The organism is Arthrobacter sp. BG3, from assembly GCF_056680185.1.
The window spans coordinates 2,964,208-2,987,754 of the sequence record NZ_CM155270.1; the positions used below are offsets into that span (position 1 = coordinate 2,964,208).

Here is a 23,547-nt window from a genome sequence, read left to right on the forward strand (position 1 = left end):
GCTCGTGCGTTTCCCGCGAAGTCGCTGTTCCGGGCCCTTGCCACCCGGGCGCCCGGCCGACGATCATCGTGATGGGAGGCGCCGTGGAAGTCATCAACAGCCGGCTCATCAGCTGGGCCTCGATCCTGGATGACGCGACGCGCGAGCAGGCCCTGGTCACGGCGCAGTTGTCCATCATCTATCCGCACCTGGCGCTGATGCCGGACGCCCACCTGGGCCTGGGCGCCACCGTTGGCTCCGTCATCCCCACCCTGGGCGCGGTCATCCCTGCGGCCGTGGGCGTCGACATCGGCTGCGGCATGATCGCCGTCCGCACGCAGTACGCCCTCAAGGAGCTGCCCAACGATCGTAAACGGCTGCGCGAGGGCATTGAGCACGCCATCCCGCTCTCGGCCGGGCACTTCAACCACGGAATCAGTGCCACCGCGGCACCCCGGATTGCAGAACTGCGCCGCATGGCAGCCCACGCGCGCTTCGACCCCGCCCAGTACGCCGCGAACTGGACACTGCAGCTGGGATCGCTGGGCTCGGGCAACCACTTCATCGAGGTGTGCGCGGATGAGACGGACGCCGTCTGGCTGTTCCTGCACTCGGGCTCGCGCGGCGTCGGCAACAAGCTCGCGCAGCGGCACATCGGCGAGGCCCGGAGCGCGGTCCGGAGCGGGCAGATCGTGGTGCCGCACCCGGACCTGGCCTACCTCAGGGAGGGCACGCCTGAGTTCGACCGGTACATCAGGGAACTCCGCTGGGCCCAGCACTTCGCCCTGCTGAACCGCGAGGAGATGATGGACCGGGTGGTCGGGCAGTTTGAATCCTGGATCGGCGGCCGTGTCCGCGAGGCCGAACGGATCAACTGCCACCACAACTTCACAGCGAAGGAATGGCATTACGGCAAGTCTGTCTGGGTCTCGCGCAAAGGCGCCATCCGGGCCGAGGCGGGGGACCCCGGTCTGATTCCCGGCTCCATGGGCACCGCGTCCTACGTCGTCGTCGGGCTGGGGAACCCCAAATCGCTGAACTCCTCCCCGCACGGCGCCGGGCGCGAATACTCACGGCACGCGGCGCAGAAGACCTTCACTCTGGCCCAGCTGAAGGCCGCCATGCAGGGTATCGAGTTCCGTCCCAGCAAGGCCTTCATCGACGAAATCCCCGCGGCCTACAAACCCATCGACCAGGTGATGCGCGACTCCGCGGACCTCGTGAAGATACGGCACAAGCTCCGGCAGCTCGTCAACGTTAAGGGCGACTAATCCGCTGAAGAGCCGGATGGCGGCCCCGCATATGACGCTGCATGAACCCGCGTGACCCCGGGTTTCCGGACCGTTGAACGGTGTTCGCGGCAGTCCCTATGGTGAACCAATGACCACAACGGATCGGCTCTTCAACGGCCCCCGCGCTAAGTTCCGGGGGCGATGTCGCCGGCGCTGACCACCCGCCCGGCCTCCCCGCACACCCCACGAACAGGACTTCCCGCATGTCATCGCCCTCGAACAACACCACCCCCGGCCAGGCTTCCGGCGCCACCCCCGGCACCACCCGGATCGTCGCCGGCGAATCCGCCAGGCCCAGGCGCAGGCGCATCCTGGAGATCAGCCTGGCTGCCGGCCTCGTGCTGCTGATCGGCGCAGGTGCCGCGGTCGCGTCCACGGTGTCCCGCACCAATGACGCCGCGCCCGCAGCTGCGGTTGCCGACACCCCCGCCGCCGAACTCAAACTCGGCTACTTCGGCAACATCACGCACGCCCCGGCCCTCGTCGGGGTCAGCCAGGGCCTGATCGCGAAGAGCCTCGGCGAGACCAAGCTCAGCACCCAGGTCTTCAACGCCGGCCCCGCCGCGATCGAGGCCCTCAACGCCGGCGCCATCGACGCCACCTACATCGGCCCCAACCCGGCCATCAACTCCTACGTCAAGAGCAAGGGCGCATCGATCAGCATCATCGCCGGCGCAGCTTCCGGCGGAGCCCAGCTGGTGGTCAAACCCGAGATCGCCTCGGCCACGGATCTCAAGGGCAGGAAGCTCGCGACCCCGCAGCTCGGCGGCACGCAGGACGTGGCCCTCCGCGCCTGGCTCGGCAAGCAGGGCTACAAGACCGGCACTGACGGCAGCGGCGACGTCGCCATCAACCCCACCGAGAACGCCCAGACCCTGAAACTGTTCCAGGACGGCAAGCTCGACGGCGCGTGGCTGCCGGAGCCCTGGGCCTCCCGCCTGGTGCTCCAGGCCGGGGCGAAGGTCCTCGTCGACGAGAAGCACCTGTGGGAGAAGGGCGAGTTCATCACCACCGTCCTGATCGTCAACAAGAAGTTCGCCGCCGAGCACCCCGCCACGGTCAAGGCGCTGCTGAAGGGCCACGCCGATTCCGTGAACTGGCTCAACGCCGCACCCGCCGCGGAGAAGTCCACGGTCCTCAACGCCGCCCTCAAGGAATCCGCCGGCGCCGCCCTGCCCGCCGACGTGATCGACCGGTCGCTCAAGAACATCGTCTTCACCGTCGACCCGCTCGCCGGAACCTACAAGAAACTCCTCCAGGACGGTGTCGACGCCGGGACCACCACCCAGGCCGACATCACCGGCATCTTCGACCTCCCGGCCCTGAACAGCGTCCTCGCCGAGGGCGCCGGGAAGAAGGTCTCCGCGCAGGGACTGGGCAAGGACTAGCCAGTCTCCACCGCCCGTTCCGCCAACCTTAGTTAGGACATGACCATGCCAGTCGTACTGGAAAACCTGGGCAAGCGCTTCGGCGACGGCGCCCCGGTGCTGGACGACGTCAACGCCAGCATCGGGCAGGGCGAGTTCGTCGCCCTGCTCGGTGCCTCCGGCTGCGGCAAGTCCACCCTGCTGAACATCATGGCGGGACTGGAGGCCCCGACGTCGGGCGCCCTCGAGGTGCCCAGCGACGGCGCCGCCTTTATGTTCCAGGACGCGGCCCTCTTCCCCTGGCTGGACGCCCGGGAGAACATCGAGCTGGCGCTGAAGCTGCGCGGCGTGGGCAAGGCCGAGCGCCGGGTCAAGGCCAACGAGCTGCTGGACCTCGTGCACCTGGGCGGCGCGGGGGACAAACGCCCGCACGAGCTCTCCGGCGGGATGCGCCAGCGCGTGGCCCTGGCCCGCTCGCTCGCCCAGGACCGGCAGCTGCTGCTGATGGACGAACCGTTCGCCGCCCTCGACGCGATCACCCGGGACCTGCTGCACGACGAGCTGGAGCGGATCTGGAAGGAAACCGGCCGCACCATCGTTTTTGTCACGCACAACGTCCGCGAAGCCGTCCGGCTGGGCCAGCGCGTGCTGCTGCTCTCCTCCCGGCCCGGCCGCGTGGTGCAGGAATGGCACGTCAGCGAAGAGCACCGCACCGACGCCGGACTGGCCGGCCAGCTCACCGGCGAAATCACCGCCCGGCTACGCGAGGAGATCCGCCGCCATGCCAAGTAAACAAACCTCGCTTATTGAGCCCGGCGAGACCCGGCACATCACCGCGGCCCTGACCCGGTCCTCCACCGGGTCGGCCGACCTCCGCGAGCTGGAGGCCGGGCTGGACTCGCTGCAGTCCGACGCCGCGCGCAAGGCCCGCATCGACTGGAGCCGGATCCTGCTGCCGGTCGGCGCCATTGTGGTCCTGGTGTTCATCTGGCAGTTGTACGTGTCGATGGGCTTCAAACGGCAGGACCTGGTGCCCGGGCCGCTGGATGTGGTGGCCCAGTTCAGCCATCTCTGGGCCGAGGGCAAGCTGCAGGAAGCGGTCTGGACCTCGCTGCAGCGCGGGCTGGTGGGGTTCCTGATCAGCGTGGCCATCGCCACCCCGATCGGACTAGTGCTGGCCCAGGTCGCCCCGCTGCGCCGCGCCTTCGGGCCGCTCATCTCCGGGCTGCAGGTGCTGCCGTCCGTGGCGTGGGTACCCGCCGCCATCATCTGGTTCGGGCTCACCGACGCCACCGTGTACTTCGTGGTGTTCATGGGCGCCATCCCCTCGATCATCAACGGGCTGATCTCCGGCGTGGACCAGATCCCGCCGCAGTACCGCAGCGTCGGGAAAGTCCTGGGCGCCTCCCGGGTCCAGCTGGCGCTCCAGATCATCCTCCCGGCTGCCCTGCCCGGGTACCTGAGCGGCCTCAAACAGGGCTGGGCCTTCTCCTGGCGCTCGCTGATGGCCGCGGAAATCATCGCCGTCGGCGGCACCATCGGCTTCGGCCTCGGCTCCATGCTGAACCAGGGCCGCGACCTCTCCGACATGACCATCGTCATGTCCGCGATCCTGCTGATCCTCGCCGTCGGCATCCTGATCGAACTGCTGGTGTTCGGCCCGATCGAAAAGCGCCTCCTCCGCCGTCGTGGCCTCCTGGCCGGCAGCACCCGCTAAATCCCACGCTCCGCCCACAAGCAACGCGGGCACCCCCCAAGCATCGCGGGCTCCTCCTCGCGACGCCTTGTCCGGACCCCGGGACGGGCCTACACTCGCGGCTATAGGCCGGTTTGCGGCCGACCCCGCCCAATTCTGAGGAGACAGCCGTGGCGCCAAAATACGGAGTGCTGGCACTGGTCGAAGCCAAGCCCGGGAAGGAGCAGGATGTCTGGGACTTCCTCAACGGCGGCCGCGACATCGTTCTGGCTGAGCCCGGCACCCGGACTTGGTACGCCTTCCGCGTCAACGAGAACACGTTCGGCATCTTTGACACCTTTGACACCGAGGAGGACCGGCAGGCCCACCTCGACGGCGCCATCCCCGCGGCTCTCGGCCAGCACGGCCCGGCGATGCTAGCCAAGGACCCGGACATTAAGCTCATCGAGCTCATCGCGGTGAAGTAGGCCCGGGGGCCGCGCCGCTGCTGGTGGGTGGCTGCTCGCGCGCCGCCGCCGTCGAGCAGCAGCCGGGACGCCGCCGCCGTCGAGCAGCAGCCGGGACGCCGCCGTCGTCGCGCCGCAGCCGAGGTGCCGTCGCCGTCGGGCCGCCTGCGGAGCGGGGGCACTTTGGCGCGGACACGCCGCCATTAGAGCCTCGAGTGGCTGCCGCGGCCGTGAAAGTGCCCCCGGAGTGCTGCCTGGGTGCCCGCGAAGCCCGCCAAGGCGTGCCTGGGTTTGCCCCCGGACCGCCCGCAACATGCCCCGCAGCCCTACCGCGCCCGCCAGGCGGCACCGGACAGCCGCCGGCCCGCCCCCAAACCACCCGGCAGCCCGCCACAACTATGTGACGCGGCATTACCCTGCGTGAACGGGTGTTTCCGCACCGTTGTTTCACCGTCTGACGCCGCCCTATCGTCGATGCATGGCAATTCAGGACATTTACCCCACGGCGCTGCGCCTCCTTGGCCGCCCCGTGCTGGTCGTCGGCGGCGGCCCGGTCGCCGCACGCCGCGCCAAGGGACTGCTCGACGCCGGGGCCCGGGTCACCGTCGTCGCGCCCCTGGCCTGCCCGGCCCTGAACGACCTTGCCGGCGCCGGCCTCCTCAGCTGGGAGCAGCGCACGTACCGTTCGGACGACGTCGACGGCGCCTGGTTCGTCCAGACCGCCACCGGAAGCCCCGCCGTGGACGCCCAGGTGGCCGCCGACGCGGAGGCGCAGCGCATCTGGTGCGTCAACGCCTCCGACCACGAGGCCTCGGCCGCGTGGACGCCCGCCGTCGCCGTCGTCGATGACATCAAGATTGCCGTGAACGCCGGGGGAGACCCGCGCCGCGCCATGGCCCTGCGCGACGCCGTCGCCACCGCCCTGGAAAGTGGGGACCTGCCGCTGCGCCGGCGCCGTGTTTCCGGCACAGGCGCAACCACAACCGCCGGATCCGTGTCGCTCGTCGGCGGCGGACCCGGCGACACCGGGCTCATCACCGTCCGCGGCCGCCGGCTCCTGGGCCAGGCTGACGTCGTCGTCGCCGACCGGCTGGGCCCGCGTGAGCTCCTCAGCGAACTGGCCCCCGACGTCCGCGTGATCGAGGTCGGCAAGACCCCCGGCCACCACCCCGTCCCGCAGGCCGAGATCAACCGGATCCTGGTCGACGAGGCCCTGCAGGGGCACCGCGTGGTCCGGCTCAAGGGCGGCGACCCGTACGTCCTGGGCCGCGGCGGCGAGGAAGCAGAGTTCTGCCGGCAGCACGGCGTCGAGGTTGAAGTGGTTTCCGGCGTCACCTCGGCCATCTCGGTCCCCGCCGCCGCCGGCATCCCGGTCACGCACCGCGGGCTGGCCAAGGGCTTCAGCGTGGTCACCGGCCACGAGGAACTCTCCGAAGTCCCGGCCCGGGCCGACCACACCGTGATCCTGCTCATGGGCGTGGGCCAGTTGCGCGATTCCGCGGCCGCGCTGGGACGCGCCGGTTTGCCAGCGGGGACGCCGGTTGGCATCGTAGAGAATGGTTACTTGCCGAACCAGCGGGTGACCATCGGAACGCTCGGGACCATCGCGGACCAGGCGGAGGCTGCAGGCGTCGCGAACCCCGCCGTGATCGTGATTGGTGACGTGGTCCGCGTCAGCCCGTTCGCGCCGTCGCACTTCAGGACCGCGGACTACAGCACCACCTCCCCGAACGCCCCCCCGCACCGCCCGCACCCGCGTACTGACCCCCTAGACCCCACCCAACTAGCTCGCAGCAGAGCCGGTTATGAGCCCTCATAACGGCACTTGACTGCGAGTCGGATGGGCCGTGACAGAAAAAGGAACACAGCCGTGTCAACAAACACCCCTGTAGGAACTGCCGCCCGCCCGCTGCGCATCGCCGTCGTCGGCTCCGGACCCGCCGGGGTGTATGCCGCGGACATCCTGACCAAGAGCGAGGCCGTCAAGAGCGGCGAGCTCACAGTGAGCATCGACCTCTTCGACCGCTACCCGGCGCCCTACGGACTCATCCGCTACGGCGTCGCCCCGGACCACCCGCGGATCAAGGGCATCGTCAACGCCCTGCACAAGGTCCTGGACCGCGGCGACATCCGCTTCTTCGGCAACGTCGACTACGGCACGGACCTCTCCCTCGAGGACCTCCGCACCCACTACGACGCCGTCATCTTCGCCACCGGCGCCATCAAGGACGCGGACCTGAACATCCCCGGCATCGAACTCGGGGGCTCCTACGGCGGCGCCGACTTCGTCTCCTGGTACGACGGCCACCCGGACGTCTCCCGCGAATGGCCCCTGGACGCCCGGGAGGTCGCCGTGATCGGGAACGGCAACGTGGCCCTCGACGTCGCCCGGATGCTCTCCAAGCACGCCGATGACCTCCTCGTCTCCGAAATCCCGGACAACGTCTACGCCGGCCTGAAATCCTCCCCGGTCACCGACGTGCACGTCTTCGGCCGCCGCGGACCCGCCCAGGTCAAGTTCACCCCGCTGGAGCTGCGCGAGCTGTCCCACTCCAAGGATGTGGACATCATCCTGTACGCGGAGGACTTCGAGTTCGACGCCGAATCGGACCGCCAGATCCAGAGCAACAACCAGACCAAGACCATGGTGGGCACCCTCACGAACTGGATCGCCGAGCAGCCCGAAGACCTCGCCGAGCTCACGGCCTCCCGCCGGCTGCACCTGCACTTCCTGCACAGCCCGGTGGTGGTCTACGACGACGCCGCCACCCCCGGCCGCGTCGCCGGCATCAAGTTCGAGCGCACCGAGCTGGACGGCACGGGCAATGCCCGCGGCACCGGCGAGTTCGTCGACTACCAGGTCCAGGCCGTGTACCGCGCCATCGGCTACTTCGGTTCCTCGCTGCCCGAGGTCGAGTTCGACCACAGCAGGGGTGTCGTACCGAACGACGGCGGCCGCGTCCTGGACGCCGCCGGCACCCACGTGCCGGGCATCTACGCCACCGGCTGGATCAAGCGCGGACCCGTCGGGCTGATCGGCCACACCAAGGGCGACGCCCTGGAAACCGTGACCTACCTGCTTGAGGACCGCGAAAACCTGCCGCTGGCCGCGGCACCGGCACCGGAGACGATCGTCGAACTGCTGGAAAACCGCGGCGTGCAGTACACCAGCTGGGAAGGCTGGCTGGCGCTGGACGCGCACGAGCGGTCCCTCGGCGAGAAGGCAAGCGCCGACGCCGGTGCGGACGGCATCCGGCGCGAGCGCATCAAGGTGGTCCCGCGCGAGGCCATGGTGGAAATCTCCCGCGGCGGCGTGGCCGCAGAGGTCTGACCCCCGCACCCCCCAGCAACGCGGGGTCACATCGCGCCCATCCCGGAGGGGATTATGGGCCGTAAGTGACCCCGCGTTGTTTGGGGTGGGAGGGCAAAACGGGGCTTTAGTCAGTAGGCTTACCGTTATGGATGAGCAGCAGATGCCAGGGATCCGCCGATGAGGCTCCGTCGCAGCAACGCGTCCGGCCGGGGCTACCGCCGCGTCGCGGCCGGGACCGGCTTCAGCTACAAGGACCTGGACGGCTCCACCCTGGCGCCCGGGCCGGTGCGTGAGCGCCTGGAAAGCATCGGCATCCCGCCGGCCTGGACGGATGTCTGGATTGCGCCCTACGACAACGGGCACATCCAGGCCACCGGGGTCGACGCGGTCGGCCGGCGCCAGTACATCTACCATCCGGGCTGGCGGGAGCGGAAGGACCGGCTCAAGTTCGACCGCTCGCTCCAGCTCGCGGAAACCCTGCCGGCCGCGCGCCGGCGGGTCACCATGGACCTGCGCTCCGAGGGACTCACCCGGGACCGGGTGCTGGCCGCCGCCTTCAGGATGCTGGACAGCGGCTCGCTGCGGGTCGGCTCCGAGCGCTACACCAACGAAAACGGCAGCCACGGCCTCGCCACCCTGCTCTGCGCCCACGTGCGGGTCCGCAAGGACGAGATCCGGCTCAGCTTCCCGGCCAAGAGCGGCAAGACCTGGGAGTCAAGGATCGACGACGCCGACCTCGCCGCCGTCGTGCGCCAGCTCAAGCGCCGCGGCGGCAACGCCCGCCTGCTGGCGTACAAGGAGGGCAGGAGCTGGCACCCGGTGACCAGCCAGGAAATCAACCAGTACGTCAAGGAGCGCACCGGGCAGGACTTCACCGCCAAGGACTTCCGCACCCTGCGCGGGACGGTCGCCGCCGCCGCGAGCCTGGCGCGGAGCGGCCCGCAGCCCAAGGTTTCCGCCCGCAAACGTGCGGTGAGCCGCGCCATGGTGGACGCGTCCGCGGTCCTGGGGAACACGCCGTCGATCGCCCGGAAGAGCTATGTGGATCCGCGGGTCCTGGACCACTTCGCCGCGGGGGAGACCATCGACCCGAAGCGGCCCGACTCCGCCGAATCCGAGGTCCGGTCCCTGCTTTACCAGGAAGGCGACGTGGTCCCGCTGCGCTGAGCGGGCCCGGCTCAGAACCCGGCGTTGATGAACCCGATCACGATCGCGGTCCACCAGCAGGCCTGCGAGATGACCAGGCACACGAGCAGATGCGTCCGCTGCCCGACCGTCAGGTCTTTGAACGAGGCGTCGTCGGGCTGGCGGGCCAGCCGCCGCATGAGCGGGATCAGCATGGTGCCGTTCAGGCTGAGCACCAGGACGGCGGCCAGCTTGACGTCCGTCATCGGGTTGGTCAGGTGCGGGTTCAGGAACACGCCGGTGGCCAGCATGCCGGCGAGGCCGCCCCAGATCAGGGGGGTGGCTGCCCCGTCGAGCCGGATGGTCTCGGCCAGTTTGCGCCTGCCGATAAGCCACAGGAAGCCGTGCCAGTCCAGCAGGATGATGGCGCCAAAGGCCACCACCATACACAGGACGTGCAGCACGACGGCGATGTTCTGGACATAACTGTCAGCGTGGACTGCGGTGGACAAGGTGACGGACAGCAGCCACGCCACGGCAGCCGCTGCAGACAGCACGAAGACGAGGCGCCGGGTGGATCGCTCGGATTCACGGTGCCGCCGGATGGTGCGTCTGCTGACGGGAACGTAACTCATGGCCCACCTCGGAGAACCAGACTGCTGAGGGTGTGAACGGAGCCTAGCTCACACGATATCGCCAAAGCGCGGCCGGGAACAGGACGGCGCCGGCGGCGTCCCCGCCGGCGGCGTCCCCGGCGGCGCGTCCCCGGCGGCGCGTCCCCGGCGGCGCGTCCCCGGCGGCGCGTCCCCGGCGGGCGCCGGCGGGCGCTGCAGCCAGGGCTGCAGCCGGACCTACATCCGTCCGAAGCGTGCCCGAAGCAGTGCGAACGCCCCGTACGCGATGAACCCCGCGCCGATCGCCGCGAGCAGGGCCGGGCCGAACGGATGGTCCTGCAGGGCCTTGAGGCTGCCGTCCAGTCCCGTGGACGAGCCGGGGTCGTTGGTGGCTGCGGCGATGACAAACAGCAGCCCGGTCAGGATCAGCGCCGCACCCTTGGCGATGTGCCCGGCGACGCCGAAGCCGCTGACCAGCCGGCCCCGGTGTGTCCCCTCAAAATGGGCCAGCTCCTCCTTGAACTTCTTCCCCGCGCCCTTGACGATGAAGTACACGCCGATCCCGATGACGGTCAGGCCCAGTCCGACCAGCGCCGGCACCCCGAAAGGGCTGCGCACGAGGGCGGTGCTGAAGTCCCGCGTCGAGTCACCGGAATCGCCCGGGGTGCCGAGGGCGAAGCCGGCGAAGCTCAGCCCCACGCTGCCGTAGGCGATGCTGAGGAAGCCGGAGGACACGAGCTTGCCGAGCCGCTGCCGCCGCGGGAGGTGCCTGGCCCGCAGGGTTGCCTCGCTCAGCTGCCACAGGGAGAGCCCGACGCACGCGATGAAACCGGCCCACATGACCGCCGGGCCCCACGGGTTGGCCGCGAGCTGTTCGATCGCCCCGGTGGGCTCGGCCTGTCCCGGGGCGCCCAGCGCGAGTGCCACGGCAATCGCGCCGATCACGATGTGCAGCAGCGCCATCACAGCGAAACCGGACCGGGCGACGACGTCGAGCGCCGCGCTGTTCGACGCCGCCTCGGCCGCGTCGGCTGCGTCGCCGGCAGCCTCGCTGAGGGTTCCCCCGCCGCTCCCTCCAGCGGCGGGGGAACGGCCGTCCGCCCCGGATAAATCCATGCCGCCGAGTCTACGCAGGGGACTGCACGGCCGGACTATCAACTTTTTCATAAGTGTGCTTACCATAGCCGAGTCGCGGTCCTTCGAAGGCTGCGGCAGTTCCGGATTCGAACACAGACGATAGGAAGCTCTCCATGGCAGGTAATCTTGTTGCCCGATCCATCCACGACCTGACGGCGGGCGCCTGGTTCGGCGGCTCGCTGATGGGCGCCATCGGGCTGAACGGCGCGACGGCGGAGGCCAAGGACCCGGCCGAACGCACCCGGCTGTCGAGCCTGGGCTGGAAGAAGTGGGCCCCGGTCCAGACGGCGGCCTTCGGCGCGCACTTCCTCTCCGGCCTCGCGATCATGTGGGAGAACAAGGGGCGGATGGCCAAGCAGGACGGCGTCATGCGCCTCAGCGTCATCAAGTCCATCGTGACCCTGGCCGGTGCGGGTGTCAGCCTGTACGCCGGGCTCCAGGGCGCCAAGGTGGACAAGCTGGCCGGCGAGGGTGCCAAGGGTGCCACCGAGCCCAAGCCCGGCGCGTCCGAGGAACTCCGCTCCGCACAGCAGCAGCTGAAGATCCTGCAGTGGGCCATCCCCGTCCTCTCCGGCACGGTGATTGTCCTCGGTGCCAAGCACGGCGAAATGCAGCGTCCCAAGAACGTGTTCGCGGGCCTCGCGCGCTAGCAGAGGCTCCACGGCCGGCGCGGGGGCTCCCGCGCTCGCCGTGCCGGCCCCAACAACGCCGGCCCCAACAACGAAGGCCTCCGCACCGGAACGAGATTCCGGGGCGGAGGCCTTCATCGTTGGGCCGGGAGGACCTACTGCTGGATCCACTCCGCGCAGGAGTTCAGGTTCCGGTGCACGCTCTCGACGGCGGCAGTTTCGTCGTGTGCGGCGATGGCGTCCACGAGCTCGTCGTGGCCCTCGTGCGGGAGTCCGTCGAAGCCGCCGCGGCGCTGCTGCCGGAGCAGGTCGGCGTGGAAGACGGCCCCGAAGCTGTTGTACAGCTCGTGGAGCAGGGGGTTGCCCGACGCCTGCGCCACCAGGACGTGGAAATCCCAGTCCGCCCGGGCCCAGCCGGTGTAGTCCCCGGCGTGCCAGGCGGTGCGGCGGGCCTCCAGCAGCAGGCGCAGCGCCTCGACGTCGTCGGCGCTCGCGTGGCGGGCGGCGAGCCGGGCCGCCTGGGTGTCCAGGCCGACCCGGACCTCCAGGATGTGGACCTGCGAGTGGTCCCGGTACATCCGCTGGGCGGCGCCGGAAATCTCGCTGGTGGCGCGCACGTAGGTGCCGTCCCCGCGGCGGACTTCCAGCATGCCGCTGTGCGCCAGCGCCTTGACCGCCTCGCGCAGGGTGCCGCGCGAGACTCCGAGGACAGCCATGAGTTCGGGTTCGGCCGGGATCCGCTGCTGCAGCGGCCATTCGCCCGAATGGATCAGCTCCCGCAGCTTGCCGGTGATCTCCTCCACCAGCGGCGGCCGGTGGGACGTGGTGAGTGTCATGACTGCCCCTTTCCGGCGGACGCTGCGACGGGGGCGGACGCGGCGCCGGAGTTGACGGCGGTGCCGACCGGGACGGCGACGGCGGTGCCGGCACGGTGCGGCTCCGCACGGGGCGGTTCCCCCTGCTGCGGCCCACTGCGGATGGGGACCTTGGGCCGGGCGGTCAGCAGATGCCCGACGGCGATCTGGCCCAGGGCGACGGCGAGCAGCAGCACCAGCGGCAGCGTCCAGGCCCCGGTGGCGCTGTGCAGCAGCCCCATGCCGAACGGGCCGAGCGTTGCCAGCAGGTAGCCCGCGGACTGCGCGACCGTGGACAGGGCGGTGGTTTCGGCGGTGGTACGGCCGCTGCGGCTGATCATCACCATCACGAGCGGGAAGATGCCGAGCCCGAAGCCGAGCAGCACCGCGGTCAGCGGGGCCCAGGAAACCGGCAGGACCAGCATGGACAGGACCCCGACGGCCATCGTGACCGTGGCCAGGTAGAAGGCGGTGCGCTGCATCCGGGGGCGTGAACCGATTGCGACCAGCACCATGCCCGCCGGGACGGAGACGAGCTGCATCAGGCCGAACATCAGGCCGGCCTCGGAGGCGGAGAGGCCCAGCGTGACCAGCATGAAGGGGAACCAGCTGAGCACGGCGTAGGCCAGCAGGGCCTGGACCGTAAAGCCGAGAGTAATCAGCGCGCCGGTGCGGGTCCGCAGCAGCGGCCAGGGGGAGACCCGGCCGGCTTTGACGGCAGGCGCGTTGCGGTGGGCGTGCAGGGCGATCGGCAGGAAACCGAGGCAGGCGCCGAGTGCCAGGAAGCCGATCGCGCCGACCCCGGCGGAGGGCGAGCCGAGCTGCTGCGCCACCGGGACGATCAGCACGGCGACCACGGTGGCGCCGGTGGTCATGGTCACGGTGTAGAGCGCCGTCATCAGCGAGGTCCGGTGCGCGAAATGGACCCGGATGAAGGACGGCATCGCCACGTTGCAGATCGCCAGCCCGGACATCCCGACGACGGTGCCCGCCACCAGCATGCCGGTCGACGGGATGCCGCGGACCAGCAGCCCGGCCGCGAGCAGCACGAGGGAGAGCAGGATGGCCTTCTCGAGGCCCAGCCGCCGGGTGAGCCAGGAGGTCGCGGCGCCGGCCACGGCGAAGCACAGCGTGGGGATCGAGGGAATGATGGCCGCGACCAGCGGCCCGTAGCCCAGGACTTCCTGCAGGTCGTGCAGGAGCGCGGCGGCGCCGGTGATGCCGGCGCGCAGGTTGAGGCCGATCAGCACAATCGCGACGACTCCGGCGATGACCACGCCGCGGGGTGCGCGCTCGACGGCGGGAGGTGCTGTCTGGGGAGGGGCGGACGCCGCCGTGCTGATAGCCATTCCTAAAGGTTAGACGTTTGATGTTTGATGTCTAGCCTTTAGTGGCGGAAATCTCGGCAGGTGGGGCGGCCGCCGTCGCCCCTTCCACCAGCAACGCGGGGTCACTTCGCGCCCATGTTGGTGCCCGGGATGGGCGCGATGTGACCCCGCGTTGCTGGGGCGGCGGGGTCGGGGCTAGTGGGCGTGGCGGGCCCGGAGGAGGATCTTGAAGAGTTCACCGAGCACCAGCAGCAGCACGGCCGGAACCAGGCAGGCAACCCACTCCCGTCCGGTGAGCGGGACCGTGCCGAACAGGTCCTGCAGCACCCGCATCTGGGTGATCAGCATCGACCCGACGAAGGCCCACGCGAAGGACCACAGCAGCTTCGGGTTGGAGAGGGTGGAGGCTCCGAAAGCGCTCTCCGTGGGGTAGCGCAGGTTGAGGGCGACGGCGATGTTCATCAGCCCCAGACCCACAACCCCCATGCTCTGGCCGACCTCGAGGGAGCCATAGTTGGTCTTGCCGAGCTGGACGAGGACCAGCGTCGCGGCCGCCATGAACAGTCCGACGCCGACCAGCCGCAGCATCATGGACCGGACGATGATCGGCTGGTTGAAGGGCCGCGGCTTGCGGTCCATGATCCCAGGCGTGGCGAGGTCCAGGCCCATCACCGCGCCGATCGGCGCGACAATCGCCATGTGGATCCACAGCACCTGGGCCGGGCTGAACAGCGCCGTCCCGGCGATCGCGAAGGCGGACGATCCGATGAACGCCAGAATGAACATGAACAGGTTGGCGACCTGGATCCGGATGAACTTCTGCAGGTTGTCGTACACCAGCCGGCCCTCTTCGACGGCCGCGACGATGGTGGCGAAGTTGTCGTCGGCGAGGATCATCTTGGCCGCGCCCTTGGCGACGTCGGTGCCCGTGATGCCCATCGCGATCCCGATGTCCGCGGCCGCGATCGCCGGCGCATCGTTCACGCCGTCGCCGGTCATGGCCACGACGTGGCCCTTGCGCTTGAGCACCTGGACCAGCCGGACCTTGTGTTCGGGCGCGACCCGGGCGATCACGCCGATGCCGTCCACCTGGCTGTCGGCCTCGTCGTCGGACATCGCCGCGAACTCTGCGCCGGTGACCGCACGTCCCCTGATGCCGAGTTCCTCGGCGATCGCCGAGGCGGTGACGGCGTGGTCTCCGGTGATCATCCGGACCCGGATGCCGGCCTGCTTCGCCGTGGCGATGGCGGCCACCGCCTCAGCGCGCGGCGGGTCGACCTCACCGATCAGGGCGCTGATCTCCAGGTCCTGCATGAGCGCCATGAGGTCCCCGGACGGGTCGAACGTCGCCGGGTCGAACTCGCGCTGCGCCAGGGCCAGCACCCGCCTGCCCTGGCTGGCGATCCGGTCGTTCTCGGCGAGCACCCGCGCGCGCGTTTCCTCCGTGAGGACCTGGCCGCGGCCGCCCGGCATCCGCCCGGACGAGGACCTGCTGAGGACGACGTCGGGCGCCCCCTTTACGTAGGCCCGGATGACCGGCCTGCCGTCGGCGCCCGGCATCCGGTGGAACGTTGCCATGAACTTGTAGTCGGAGTCGAAGGGGACCGAAGCCACCCGCGGATGGTTCCTGCGGAACGAGGTGACGTCCACGCCGCCCTTCTGCGCGAGCACATACAGCGCCGCCTCGGTGGGGTCCCCGATGACCTCGCCGTCCTGGATGTCGGAGTCGTTGCACAGCGCGCACGGGAACATCACGTAGTCCAGGTCCCGTTCGGCGTCGCCGGTGGTCCGCTGGACCTGGCCGTCGAAGCTGTAGCCCTCACCGCTCACGGTGTAGTGGTGCTGCACGGTGGTGATCTCCCGGACCGTCATCTGGTTCAGGGTCAGGGTGCCTGTCTTGTCCGAATTGATCGCCGAGGTGGAGCCCAGGGTCTCCACCGCTGGCAGGACCTTCATGATGGCGTTTTTCTTGGCCATGTTGACCGAGCCGACGGACAGGATCGTGGTGACGACGGCGGGCAGCGCGTCCGGGATCGAGCCGACCGCCAGCGCCACGCCGATCCCGAAGAGCACTGCGAAGGATTCGCCCTGGGCCAGGCCCATCGCGACGATGGCGATGAAAGCGAAGAGGGCCGCGATGATGATGAAGATGGTGAGCCGGTCCACCTGCTTGGTGAGCGGGGTCTTCTCCGCCTTCTGTCCGGACAGCATGTGGGCGATGTGGCCCACCTCCGACCCCATGCCCGTGGTGGTCACCAGGATCTCGCCGTGGCCGCGGGTGACGTTGGTGTTCATGAACGCCATGTTCAGGCGGTCTCCGATGCCGACGTCGTGCCGGCTGATGGACGCGGTGTCCTTCTCGACCGCGACGCTCTCGCCGGTCAGGGCACCCTCCTCGATCTGCAGGGTCGCCGCCAGGATGATCCGGCCGTCGGCGGGGACGCGGTCACCGGCGTCGACCACCACGATGTCGCCGGGCACAATCTGCTCGGCGGGGACCTCCGCCATGACGCCGTCGCGGCGCACCTTGGCCATCGCCTTCATCATCTTCCCCAGGGAAGCGGCGGCCGCCTCGGCCTTGCCTTCCTGGTGGTATCCCAGCCACGCGTTGAACAGCGTCAGGACGGCGAGCCCGATGGCCGTGCCGTATTCCTCGATCAGCAGGCTGACCAGCGCGGCGACCACGAGCACGATCTGCATGTAGTCCGCATAGTGCTTGAAGAACCGTTTCCAGACCGGCTCCTGCTTCGCGGCGGCCAGCGCGTTGGGGCCGTACTCCTGCAGCCTCTGTTGCGCCTCGGCCGCGCTCAGGCCGCGGGCCGGGTCCACCCGCAGCTCCGCTGCGACCTCCCCGGGTGCCAGCGCGTACCAGGTCGCGTCCGCCTCGGCCGGGACCACCGCTGCTGCTGCTCCGGACTTGTCGGTCATGACTTACTCCTCATCGCGGACGCTGCTCAGAACGGGGTGGGAATGTGCCGCACCGGCAGGGTCGGCTCGCGGTAGTCGCCGGCCTTCTGGCGCTTGGGGAGTTCGACGTCGAGCCCCGGGAACGGCTCGTAGGGCACCTGGCTCAGCAGATGGCTGATGATATTGAGCCGGCCGCGCTTCTTGACGTCGTTGTTCGCGACGTACCAGGGCGCCCAGGCGGTGTCGGTCGCCTCGAACATGGCGTCCCGTGCCCGGGAGTAGTCGTACCAGCGGCTGTAGGACTTCAAATCCATCGGCGAGAGCTTCCACGTCTTGCGCGGATCGTCCATCCTGCTCTTGAGCCGCCGGGTCTGCTCGTCCGCGCTGACTTCGAGCCAGAACTTGAGCAGGATGATGCCGGAGTCGACCATCGCCTTCTCCACAAGCGGGGTCATGTTGAGGAACTTCTCGGTCTGCTCGGGGGTGCAGAAGCCCATCACGCGCTCGACGCCGGCCCGGTTGTACCAGCTGCGGTCGAAGATGACCACCTCGCCGGCCGCCGGGAAATGCGACATATAGCGCTGCAGGTACATCTGGGATTTCTCCCGCTCAGTCGGTGTGGGCAGTGCCACGACCCGAAACACGCGGGGGCTCACCCGCTCGACGATGCGCTTGATCGTGCCGCCCTTGCCGGCCGTGTCACGGCCCTCGAACACGATGCAGATCTTGGCTCCGGTGGACTTGACCCACTCCTGCAGGGCGACCAGTTCGCCCTGCAGCTTGGCCATTTCCGCCTCGTATTCCTTGCGGCGCATCTTTGTCCCGAGCTCCTCGTCGGCGCTCTTCTTGTTCTTCTTCTTTTTGCCCACGTTCGGCCTCCTAGTCGGTTACTTCCTAGGGCGAATCAGGCAACCGCACCGTGACACCGACGGGACCGGCAATTTCACCCGGGGAACGGGGACGGGAACGGGGCCGGCGAGTCGTAGGCACCCGTCACGCGCACTCCCGTGCAGCGACCTGCCTCTCCCAGTGTTGGCCCTGGCCGGAATCCGGGTCTACGGCACTAAGACCCTATTGGCGCGCGGACCCGGGATTGACGCGCCAAACCCGGGACTGAGGCGCCGGCCCGGGGAAGGTGGCCCGCCGCCGTCGCCCTCCACCAGCAACGCGGGGTCACATCGCGCCCATGTCGGGGCCCCGGATGGGCCGGATGTGACCCCGCGTTGCTCTAGTGGGGGTGGGGGAGGGGTGGGTCAGCGGGGGTGGCGGGCGCCGAGGCGCTGCACGGCCAGGGCGAGCCAGAGCTGCACCCGGTCCGAGGTCTGGGCCGGGTCGTAGCCGGTGAGCTCGGTGATCTGCGCCAGCCGGTAGCGGACCGTGTTCCGGTGCAGCGTGAGCGCCTCGGCGACGGCGGCCACCGAGCCGTTGTTGTTCAGGTAGCTCTCCAGCGTCGCCATCAGCTCGGCGCCGTGGGCGGCGTCGAAGGTCCGGAGCGGGTTGAGCGCCTCGTTGGCCATGTCCGCCAGCGGCACATCCTCGCTGGCCAGCAGCAGCGAGGTCAGGCTCAGCCGCTCGGGTTCGTTAACGGGCAGGCCGTGGCTGGCCGCGTCGCGGGCCTCGAAGTAGCTCCAGCGCAGCCCGTTGGGCTTGGTGTACGCCCCGCCGATCCCGATCGTGGCGTGGATCCCGGCCTCGGCCAGGTGGTCGCTGAGGCTCCGGGCCAGCGCGCTGGCGCCGCTGCCGTCGTCGGGCACCACCGCCACCAGGTCCTTGCCGACGACGGCGCTCACCGACTTCTCCAGCGGCTGCGGCAGCGAGGAGGTGCCGAGCTGTTTGAAGTGCGCGGCGGACTCGGCCAGCAGGACCACGTTCCGTCGGGTGCTGTTGACGCCGATCCCGGCGAGCCGCCGGGTGGCCTCGCTGGAGTCCAGGGTCCCGTGGATCACGTCCTCGAGCACCTGCCCGGCCAGGGCGCGCTGGGACTGGCGCTGCTTGACCATGTTGTTGAGCTCGACGCTGATCAGGTTCTGGGCGTAGCCCACGATCCCCGAGTCCTCGAAGGGCTGTTTGACCCACAGGGTGCACGCGTCGCGGCGGCCGGTGGGGATCGGGAAGGAGGCCCAGCCCTCGGCGCTCGGCGCGGGATGGCCGGGGATGCTGTTGTAGAGCTGCGCGGTGAACTGGGTCATCACGATGTCGGTGCGCAGCATGGAACCGAGGTGCTTGAGGAGTTCGGCGAGGCCGCCGCCGGTGAGCAGGGCCCGGGCCAGGATCTGGTGCCCGGCGATGAGCCGCTCCAGCTTGGTGAAGTGGTCCGCGGCCTGGGCGTCGGCGACGAGCTTGCCGATCGCGATGAACGGCGTCTCGTACGGCACCTCGACCACCGGCAGCCCCCAGCGGTTGGCCTCGGCAATCAGGGCCGGCGGCACGGCGTCGTGCGTCAGGCCGATCCCGAACCCGATGCCCACCGCCCCGGCGCGCTGGACCTGGCGCACGAAGCGGCGCTGTTCCGGGGCGCTCTTGAGCCGCATGCCGGTGGTGAGGATCAGTTCGCCGCCGTTGAGGAAGCGCTGCGGGTCCTCCTGCTCGGTGACTGCCACCCAGACAATGTCCTGGTGCCAGGTGGTTTCGGCGAGGCCGGCCTTGGCGAGTTTAAGGGATGGCACCGCCAGCAGGGCAGCGAGTGAAATGGCCATGGAATCAGGATAACCGGGGGCTGGTCAAGCGCACTAAATTATGGCGACAACGGTGTGCAGGTGACTATTCCCTGGGGTTGACCGGCTGGCATAGGCTCGGAGCAGTCTCATTGGGTCCTTTTCAGCGCGAAAGAGGTTGCACACCGTGGTTCAAACCTTGCAGAACTTCATCAACGGCGAGTTCGTCACCCCCGCCGGCACCGCGATGCTGGACATCGTCAACCCCACCAACGGCGACGTCGTTGCGAAGTCCCCGGTCTCGGTGCAGGCCGACGTCGACGCCGCCATGACCGCCGCGAAGGACGCCTTCAAAAGCTGGAAGCGCACGACGCCGGGGCAGCGCCAGCTCATGCTGCTCAAGCTCGCCGACGCCGTCGAGGCGAACAGCGACGAGCTCGTCGAGGCCCAGCACCGCAACACCGGCCAGGTCCGCTCGCTGATCGCCTCCGAGGAGGTTGCCGCCGGCGCCGACCAGCTGCGCTTCTTCGCCGGTGCCGCCCGCATCATGGAGGGCAAGTCCGCCGGAGAATACTTCGAGGGCCACACCTCCTTCGTCCGGCGCGAACCGATCGGCGTCGTCGCGCAGGTCGCGCCCTGGAACTACCCATTCCTGATGGCCATCTGGAAGATCGGCCCCGCCCTGGCCGCGGGCAACACCATCGTGCTCAAGCCCTCGGACACCACCCCGGAATCCACCCTGGTCCTGGCCCGCCTCGCCGGCGAGATCTTCCCGGCCGGCGTGCTCAACGTCATTCTGGGCACCGGCGAGACCGGCGCCCGGATGGTGGAACACAAGGTCCCCGGCCTCGTCTCGATCACCGGCTCCGTCCGGGCCGGCATCGCCGTCGCCTCCGGCGCCGCGAAGGGCCTCAAGCGCGCCCACCTGGAGCTCGGCGGCAAGGCCCCCGCCGTCGTTTTCGCCGACGCCGACATCAAGAAGAGCGCCGCGGCCATCGCCGAGTTCGCGTTCTTCAATGCCGGCCAGGACTGCACCGCGATCGCCCGCGTGCTGGTCCAGGACACCGCCTATGACGATCTCGTGGCGGCCCTCGTCGAGCACACGAAGACCCTCCGCACCGGCTCGCAGAACGACGAGGACAACTACTTCGGCCCGCTGAACAACGTGAACCACTTCAACACGGTCAAGGCCCTGGTGGAGTCCCTCCCGGCCAACTGCCGGATCGAGACCGGCGGCCACCAGGCAGGCGAGAAGGGGTTCTTCTTCGAGCCCACCATCGTCACCGGCGCCATGCAGAGCGATGACATCGTGCAGAAGGAAGCCTTCGGCCCGGTCATCACGGTGCAGAAATTCAGCACCGAGGAAGAGGCCGTGGAGCTGGCGAACGACGTCGACTACGCCCTCGCCTCCAGTGTCTGGACCTCCAACCACGGCACGGCCATGCGCCTGAGCCGCGACCTGGACTTCGGCGCCGTCTGGATCAACACCCACATCCTCCTGACCGCCGAAATGCCGCACGGCGGCTTCAAGCAGTCCGGCTACGGCAAGGACCTCTCCATGTACGGCGTGGAGGACTACACCCGCATCAAGCACGTTATGTCCGCATTAGATGCATAACGCTGCCGCATAGTCCCCACCGGCGCCCTAACCTCGCTCCGCTTCGGCCAGGGAACCCTGCCGGCGTGGCCCCATTCAGTCAAGAAAGGCTTTCCCATGACCACCACCGCACATGACATCACCTACCGTCTTGAGCAGAAACGCCGCGTCCAGGCCGACTTCCCGGGCCCGAAGTCCCTCGCCCTGACCGAACGCCGCAAGGCCGTCGTCGCCGCCGGCGTCGCGTCCAGCGTCCCCGTGTTTGTCGCCGACGCCGACGGCGGCATCATCCACGACGTCGACGGCAACTCCTTCATCGACCTGGGCTCCGGCATCGCCGTGACCAGCGTCGGCGCCTCCGACCCTGCCGTCGTCGGCGCGGTCAAGGAAGCCGTGGAGCACTTCACCCACACCTGCTTCATGGTCACGCCCTACGAGGGCTACGTGGCCGTCGCCGAGCAGCTGAACCGCCTCACGCCCGGTGACCACGAGAAGCGCACCGTGCTGTTCAACTCCGGCGCCGAAGCCGTGGAAAACGCCGTCAAGGTGGCCCGCCTCGCCACCGGCCGCGACGCCGTCGTTGCCTTCGACCACGCCTACCACGGCCGCACCAACCTCACCATGGCGCTGACCGCCAAGGCCATGCCCTACAAGACCAACTTCGGGCCGTTCGCGCCCGAGATCTACCGCATGCCGATGAGCTACCCGTACCGCGAGGAAAACCCGGAGATCACCGGCGCCGAGGCCGCCAAGCGCGCCATCAGCATGATCGAGAAGCAGATCGGCGGCGAGCAGGTTGCCGCGATCATCATCGAACCCATCCAGGGCGAGGGCGGCTTCATCGTCCCGGCCGAGGGGTTCCTGCCGGCGCTGGCCGCGTGGGCCAAGGACAAGGGCATCGTCTTCATCGCCGACGAGGTCCAGTCCGGTTTCTGCCGCACCGGTGAATGGTTCGCCGTGAACCACGAGGGCGTCATCCCGGACATCATCACCATGGCCAAGGGCATCGCCGGCGGCATGCCGCTCTCCGCCATCACCGGCCGCGCTGAACTGCTCGACGCCGTCCACCCGGGCGGCCTCGGCGGCACCTACGGCGGCAACCCGGTGGCGTGCGCCGCGGCGCTGGCGGCCATCGGCTCGATGGAGCAGTACGGCCTCAACGCCCGTGCCAAGCACATCGAGGAGATCGCCCTCGGCAAGCTGCGCGAACTGGCCGGGGAGCAGCCGGTCATTGGCGACGTCCGCGGACGCGGCGCCATGCTGGCCATCGAACTGGTCCAGGCCGGCTCGAAGGAACCGAACCCGGAACTGACCAAGGCCGTGGCCGCGGCCTGCCTCAAGGAGGGTGTCATCATCCTCACCTGCGGCACCTACGGCAACGTCATCCGGCTGCTGCCGCCGCTGGTCATCAGCGACGAGCTGCTGCTGGACGGACTCCAGGTCCTGGCCTCGGCCATCAAGGCGAACGCCTGACAGGTCCGGTGGGCCGGTCAGCCGGCTTAAAGGCAGATACGAAGCAGCAGAGCCGCGGACGAACCGTCCGCGGCTCTGCTGCTTAACTTCAACGGGCTCTGCTGCTTGAACCGGCTCCGCTGCCTTAGCTGGCAGTGCTGTTACAACGGGCTGAGCTGCGTTGCCCCGCGCTATTTCCAGTAACTGGCGTCGAGCTGGACCGCGACGACGTACACGTGCTGGCCCCGCTCGATCTTCTCGACCTCGTAGATCCGTACCTTCGTCTCCGGCACCGGGTTCGTCGGCCGGCCGACGCCGATCCCGTAGGTGACGACGCCCTCGAAGTCCCCGGCCGGGGCGTAGCTGGTGAGCGCCGGGTAGCCGAGCGCCGGGCCCGGTTCCCGCGTAATGGTGCTGGCCGTACCGTCCGCCGTGTGCGCCTGGGCACCGCGGAACACGACCTTCAGGATGGCGCCGGTGCCAGGCATGGGAACCGGCAGGCCGCTGCCGTCGCCGATCAACTCGGGCACGAACTCGATGTCGTAGCTCGGGAACCCGCCCAGGAACCGGAAGCTCATCTGGTCGAAGGGCGGGGTCTCCGCGGGGTGCATCCCGGCTCCGATGGCGTACAGCGCGGGCAGGGGAGCGGCCGGCGGCGGGGCAATCGGCACCGGGTTCTCATGCGTGGCCTTGAACGGCTGGCCCGGGCCGGGCCAGGTCCAGTCGAGGGCGATCCTCGAGGAGATCACCTTGACGCCCGCTTGCGGCGGCGCCGTTTCGTCAGAGTCGGCCGGCACGGTGGCGGACGCTGTGGCGGACGCTGACGGGGACGCCGCCGACGGGGCCGCCGTCGACGGGGCCGCCGTCGACGTGGCGGGGGAGGGCGAAGGCGCGCTGGAGGACGCCGCGGGCTGGCTGGTTCCGCCGGGTTGTGGGGTGGACGGACTGCAGGCGGTCAGGGCCAGCAGCAGGGCCAGCATCCCCACCCCGGCGTTCCGTGCACTGACGCGGAACTTCCCCGTGTTAATCGCGCTCATGATGGGCTCCCCTCGACACTGCCAGCCTAGGGGCGGGTGGTTGCACTGCTCAGGGCCGAAAGTCACGGACTGCCACGGCCAATTCCGGGTCCCGCTGGGCTAGAGTCGTTCCTACCACTG

At 69.3% G+C, this 23,547-nt stretch carries 19 protein-coding genes; 11 read left to right on the forward strand and 8 right to left on the reverse strand.

The features are described from left to right. The first annotated feature begins 83 nt into the window (after positions 1-83). The 8 genes from AC1MFL_RS13310 (at position 84) to AC1MFL_RS13345 (ending at position 9,260) form a co-directional block, all read left to right on the forward strand. Positions 84-1,250 (forward strand): RtcB family protein, encoded by a 1,167-nt coding sequence (locus AC1MFL_RS13310; RefSeq protein ID WP_479810364.1) that lies wholly within the window; start codon positions 84-86, stop codon positions 1,248-1,250. Positions 1,251-1,474: 224 nt separating this feature from the next. Beyond that, a complete protein-coding gene (locus AC1MFL_RS13315; protein WP_479810365.1) occupies positions 1,475-2,659 on the forward strand; it encodes an ABC transporter substrate-binding protein in 1,185 nt (394 codons plus the stop codon). Between the two features lie 45 nt (positions 2,660-2,704). After that, positions 2,705-3,430: an ABC transporter ATP-binding protein gene (locus tag AC1MFL_RS13320; RefSeq protein WP_479810366.1), complete on the forward strand. Its 726-nt coding sequence runs from the start codon at positions 2,705-2,707 to the stop codon at positions 3,428-3,430. Next, positions 3,420-4,355, forward strand: a complete 936-nt coding sequence (locus tag AC1MFL_RS13325) for an ABC transporter permease (protein WP_479810367.1) — start codon at positions 3,420-3,422, stop codon at positions 4,353-4,355. Before AC1MFL_RS13320 ends, AC1MFL_RS13325 begins: the two co-directional genes overlap by 11 nt. 149 nt (positions 4,356-4,504) lie before the next feature. Continuing rightward, entirely contained in the window at positions 4,505-4,801 is a 297-nt protein-coding gene (locus AC1MFL_RS13330) for a putative quinol monooxygenase (protein WP_479810368.1), read from the forward strand. Positions 4,802-5,258: 457 nt separating this feature from the next. Then, positions 5,259-6,599 carry a uroporphyrinogen-III C-methyltransferase gene (gene cobA / locus AC1MFL_RS13335; protein WP_479810369.1) on the forward strand — a complete coding sequence of 447 codons (1,341 nt, stop codon included), beginning with the start codon at positions 5,259-5,261 and terminating at the stop codon, positions 6,597-6,599. Between the two features lie 51 nt (positions 6,600-6,650). After that, positions 6,651-8,111: an FAD-dependent oxidoreductase gene (locus AC1MFL_RS13340; protein ID WP_479810370.1), complete on the forward strand. Its 1,461-nt coding sequence runs from the start codon at positions 6,651-6,653 to the stop codon at positions 8,109-8,111. Between the two features lie 159 nt (positions 8,112-8,270). Continuing rightward, positions 8,271-9,260, forward strand: coding sequence for a DNA topoisomerase IB (locus AC1MFL_RS13345; protein WP_479810371.1), 990 nt, complete (start codon positions 8,271-8,273; stop codon positions 9,258-9,260). A gap of 11 nt (positions 9,261-9,271) precedes the next feature. Here AC1MFL_RS13345 and AC1MFL_RS13350 read toward each other — a convergent pair whose 3' ends face one another. Both AC1MFL_RS13350 and AC1MFL_RS13355 read right to left on the reverse strand, forming a co-directional pair. Continuing rightward, positions 9,272-9,853, reverse strand: coding sequence for a hypothetical protein (locus tag AC1MFL_RS13350; protein ID WP_479810372.1), 582 nt, complete (start codon positions 9,851-9,853; stop codon positions 9,272-9,274). A gap of 216 nt (positions 9,854-10,069) precedes the next feature. Continuing rightward, complete coding sequence (locus AC1MFL_RS13355; RefSeq protein ID WP_479810373.1) at positions 10,070-10,948, reverse strand: DUF1206 domain-containing protein; 879 nt, start codon at positions 10,946-10,948, stop codon at positions 10,070-10,072. A 134-nt stretch (positions 10,949-11,082) separates the two neighbouring features. Here AC1MFL_RS13355 and AC1MFL_RS13360 point away from each other — a divergent pair, with 134 nt between their 5' ends. After that, positions 11,083-11,619 carry a hypothetical protein gene (locus AC1MFL_RS13360; protein ID WP_301230865.1) on the forward strand — a complete coding sequence of 179 codons (537 nt, stop codon included), beginning with the start codon at positions 11,083-11,085 and terminating at the stop codon, positions 11,617-11,619. Positions 11,620-11,753: 134 nt separating this feature from the next. Here the strand turns inward: AC1MFL_RS13360 and AC1MFL_RS13365 are convergent, their stop codons facing one another. The 5 genes from AC1MFL_RS13365 to AC1MFL_RS13385 form a co-directional block, all read right to left on the reverse strand. Then, positions 11,754-12,434 carry a FadR/GntR family transcriptional regulator gene (locus tag AC1MFL_RS13365; protein ID WP_479810374.1) on the reverse strand — a complete coding sequence of 227 codons (681 nt, stop codon included), beginning with the start codon at positions 12,432-12,434 and terminating at the stop codon, positions 11,754-11,756. Next, on the reverse strand, positions 12,431-13,801 hold the full coding sequence (locus tag AC1MFL_RS13370; RefSeq protein WP_479810375.1) for an MFS transporter: 1,371 nt from the start codon (positions 13,799-13,801) through the stop codon (positions 12,431-12,433). The genes AC1MFL_RS13365 and AC1MFL_RS13370 overlap by 4 nt, the downstream gene beginning before the upstream one ends. Before the next feature lie 174 nt (positions 13,802-13,975). Beyond that, entirely contained in the window at positions 13,976-16,708 is a 2,733-nt protein-coding gene (locus AC1MFL_RS13375; RefSeq protein WP_479810376.1) for a cation-translocating P-type ATPase, read from the reverse strand. 26 nt (positions 16,709-16,734) lie between these two features. Then, positions 16,735-17,556 (reverse strand): polyphosphate kinase 2, encoded by an 822-nt coding sequence (gene ppk2 / locus AC1MFL_RS13380; RefSeq protein ID WP_479810377.1) that lies wholly within the window; start codon positions 17,554-17,556, stop codon positions 16,735-16,737. Positions 17,557-17,940: 384 nt separating this feature from the next. Then, the gene (locus tag AC1MFL_RS13385) at positions 17,941-19,383 is read right to left on the reverse strand and encodes a PucR family transcriptional regulator (RefSeq protein ID WP_479810378.1); all 1,443 of its coding nucleotides are present in this window, start codon (positions 19,381-19,383) and stop codon (positions 17,941-17,943) included. 145 nt (positions 19,384-19,528) lie between these two features. Between AC1MFL_RS13385 and AC1MFL_RS13390 the strand changes: the two genes are divergently transcribed. Continuing rightward, on the forward strand, positions 19,529-20,959 hold the full coding sequence (locus tag AC1MFL_RS13390) for a gamma-aminobutyraldehyde dehydrogenase (protein ID WP_479810379.1): 1,431 nt from the start codon (positions 19,529-19,531) through the stop codon (positions 20,957-20,959). Between the two features lie 96 nt (positions 20,960-21,055). Next, positions 21,056-22,411, forward strand: a complete 1,356-nt coding sequence (gabT, locus tag AC1MFL_RS13395) for a 4-aminobutyrate--2-oxoglutarate transaminase (protein ID WP_479810380.1) — start codon at positions 21,056-21,058, stop codon at positions 22,409-22,411. A gap of 170 nt (positions 22,412-22,581) precedes the next feature. Here gabT and AC1MFL_RS13400 read toward each other — a convergent pair whose 3' ends face one another. Further along, the gene (locus AC1MFL_RS13400) at positions 22,582-23,427 is read right to left on the reverse strand and encodes an AMIN-like domain-containing (lipo)protein (protein ID WP_479810381.1); all 846 of its coding nucleotides are present in this window, start codon (positions 23,425-23,427) and stop codon (positions 22,582-22,584) included. Positions 23,428-23,547 lie beyond the last annotated feature (120 nt).

What these genes read in the sequence shown, in the direction of transcription:
- AC1MFL_RS13370 (WP_479810375.1), bottom strand. Translation starts at nt 13,801, where the DNA reads ATGGCTATCAGCACGGCGGCGTCCGCCCCTCCCCAGACAGCACCTCCC.
- AC1MFL_RS13350 (WP_479810372.1), bottom strand. Translation starts at nt 9,853, where the DNA reads ATGAGTTACGTTCCCGTCAGCAGACGCACCATCCGGCGGCACCGTGAA.
- cobA (WP_479810369.1), top strand. Translation starts at nt 5,259, where the DNA reads ATGGCAATTCAGGACATTTACCCCACGGCGCTGCGCCTCCTTGGCCGC.
- AC1MFL_RS13375 (WP_479810376.1), bottom strand. Translation starts at nt 16,708, where the DNA reads ATGACCGACAAGTCCGGAGCAGCAGCAGCGGTGGTCCCGGCCGAGGCG.
- AC1MFL_RS13315 (WP_479810365.1), top strand. Translation starts at nt 1,475, where the DNA reads ATGTCATCGCCCTCGAACAACACCACCCCCGGCCAGGCTTCCGGCGCC.
- AC1MFL_RS13325 (WP_479810367.1), top strand. Translation starts at nt 3,420, where the DNA reads ATGCCAAGTAAACAAACCTCGCTTATTGAGCCCGGCGAGACCCGGCAC.
- AC1MFL_RS13365 (WP_479810374.1), bottom strand. Translation starts at nt 12,434, where the DNA reads ATGACACTCACCACGTCCCACCGGCCGCCGCTGGTGGAGGAGATCACC.
- AC1MFL_RS13320 (WP_479810366.1), top strand. Translation starts at nt 2,705, where the DNA reads ATGCCAGTCGTACTGGAAAACCTGGGCAAGCGCTTCGGCGACGGCGCC.
- AC1MFL_RS13355 (WP_479810373.1), bottom strand. Translation starts at nt 10,948, where the DNA reads ATGGATTTATCCGGGGCGGACGGCCGTTCCCCCGCCGCTGGAGGGAGC.
- AC1MFL_RS13360 (WP_301230865.1), top strand. Translation starts at nt 11,083, where the DNA reads ATGGCAGGTAATCTTGTTGCCCGATCCATCCACGACCTGACGGCGGGC.
- AC1MFL_RS13400 (WP_479810381.1), bottom strand. Translation starts at nt 23,427, where the DNA reads ATGAGCGCGATTAACACGGGGAAGTTCCGCGTCAGTGCACGGAACGCC.
- AC1MFL_RS13345 (WP_479810371.1), top strand. Translation starts at nt 8,271, where the DNA reads ATGAGGCTCCGTCGCAGCAACGCGTCCGGCCGGGGCTACCGCCGCGTC.
- AC1MFL_RS13385 (WP_479810378.1), bottom strand. Translation starts at nt 19,383, where the DNA reads ATGGCCATTTCACTCGCTGCCCTGCTGGCGGTGCCATCCCTTAAACTC.
- gabT (WP_479810380.1), top strand. Translation starts at nt 21,056, where the DNA reads ATGACCACCACCGCACATGACATCACCTACCGTCTTGAGCAGAAACGC.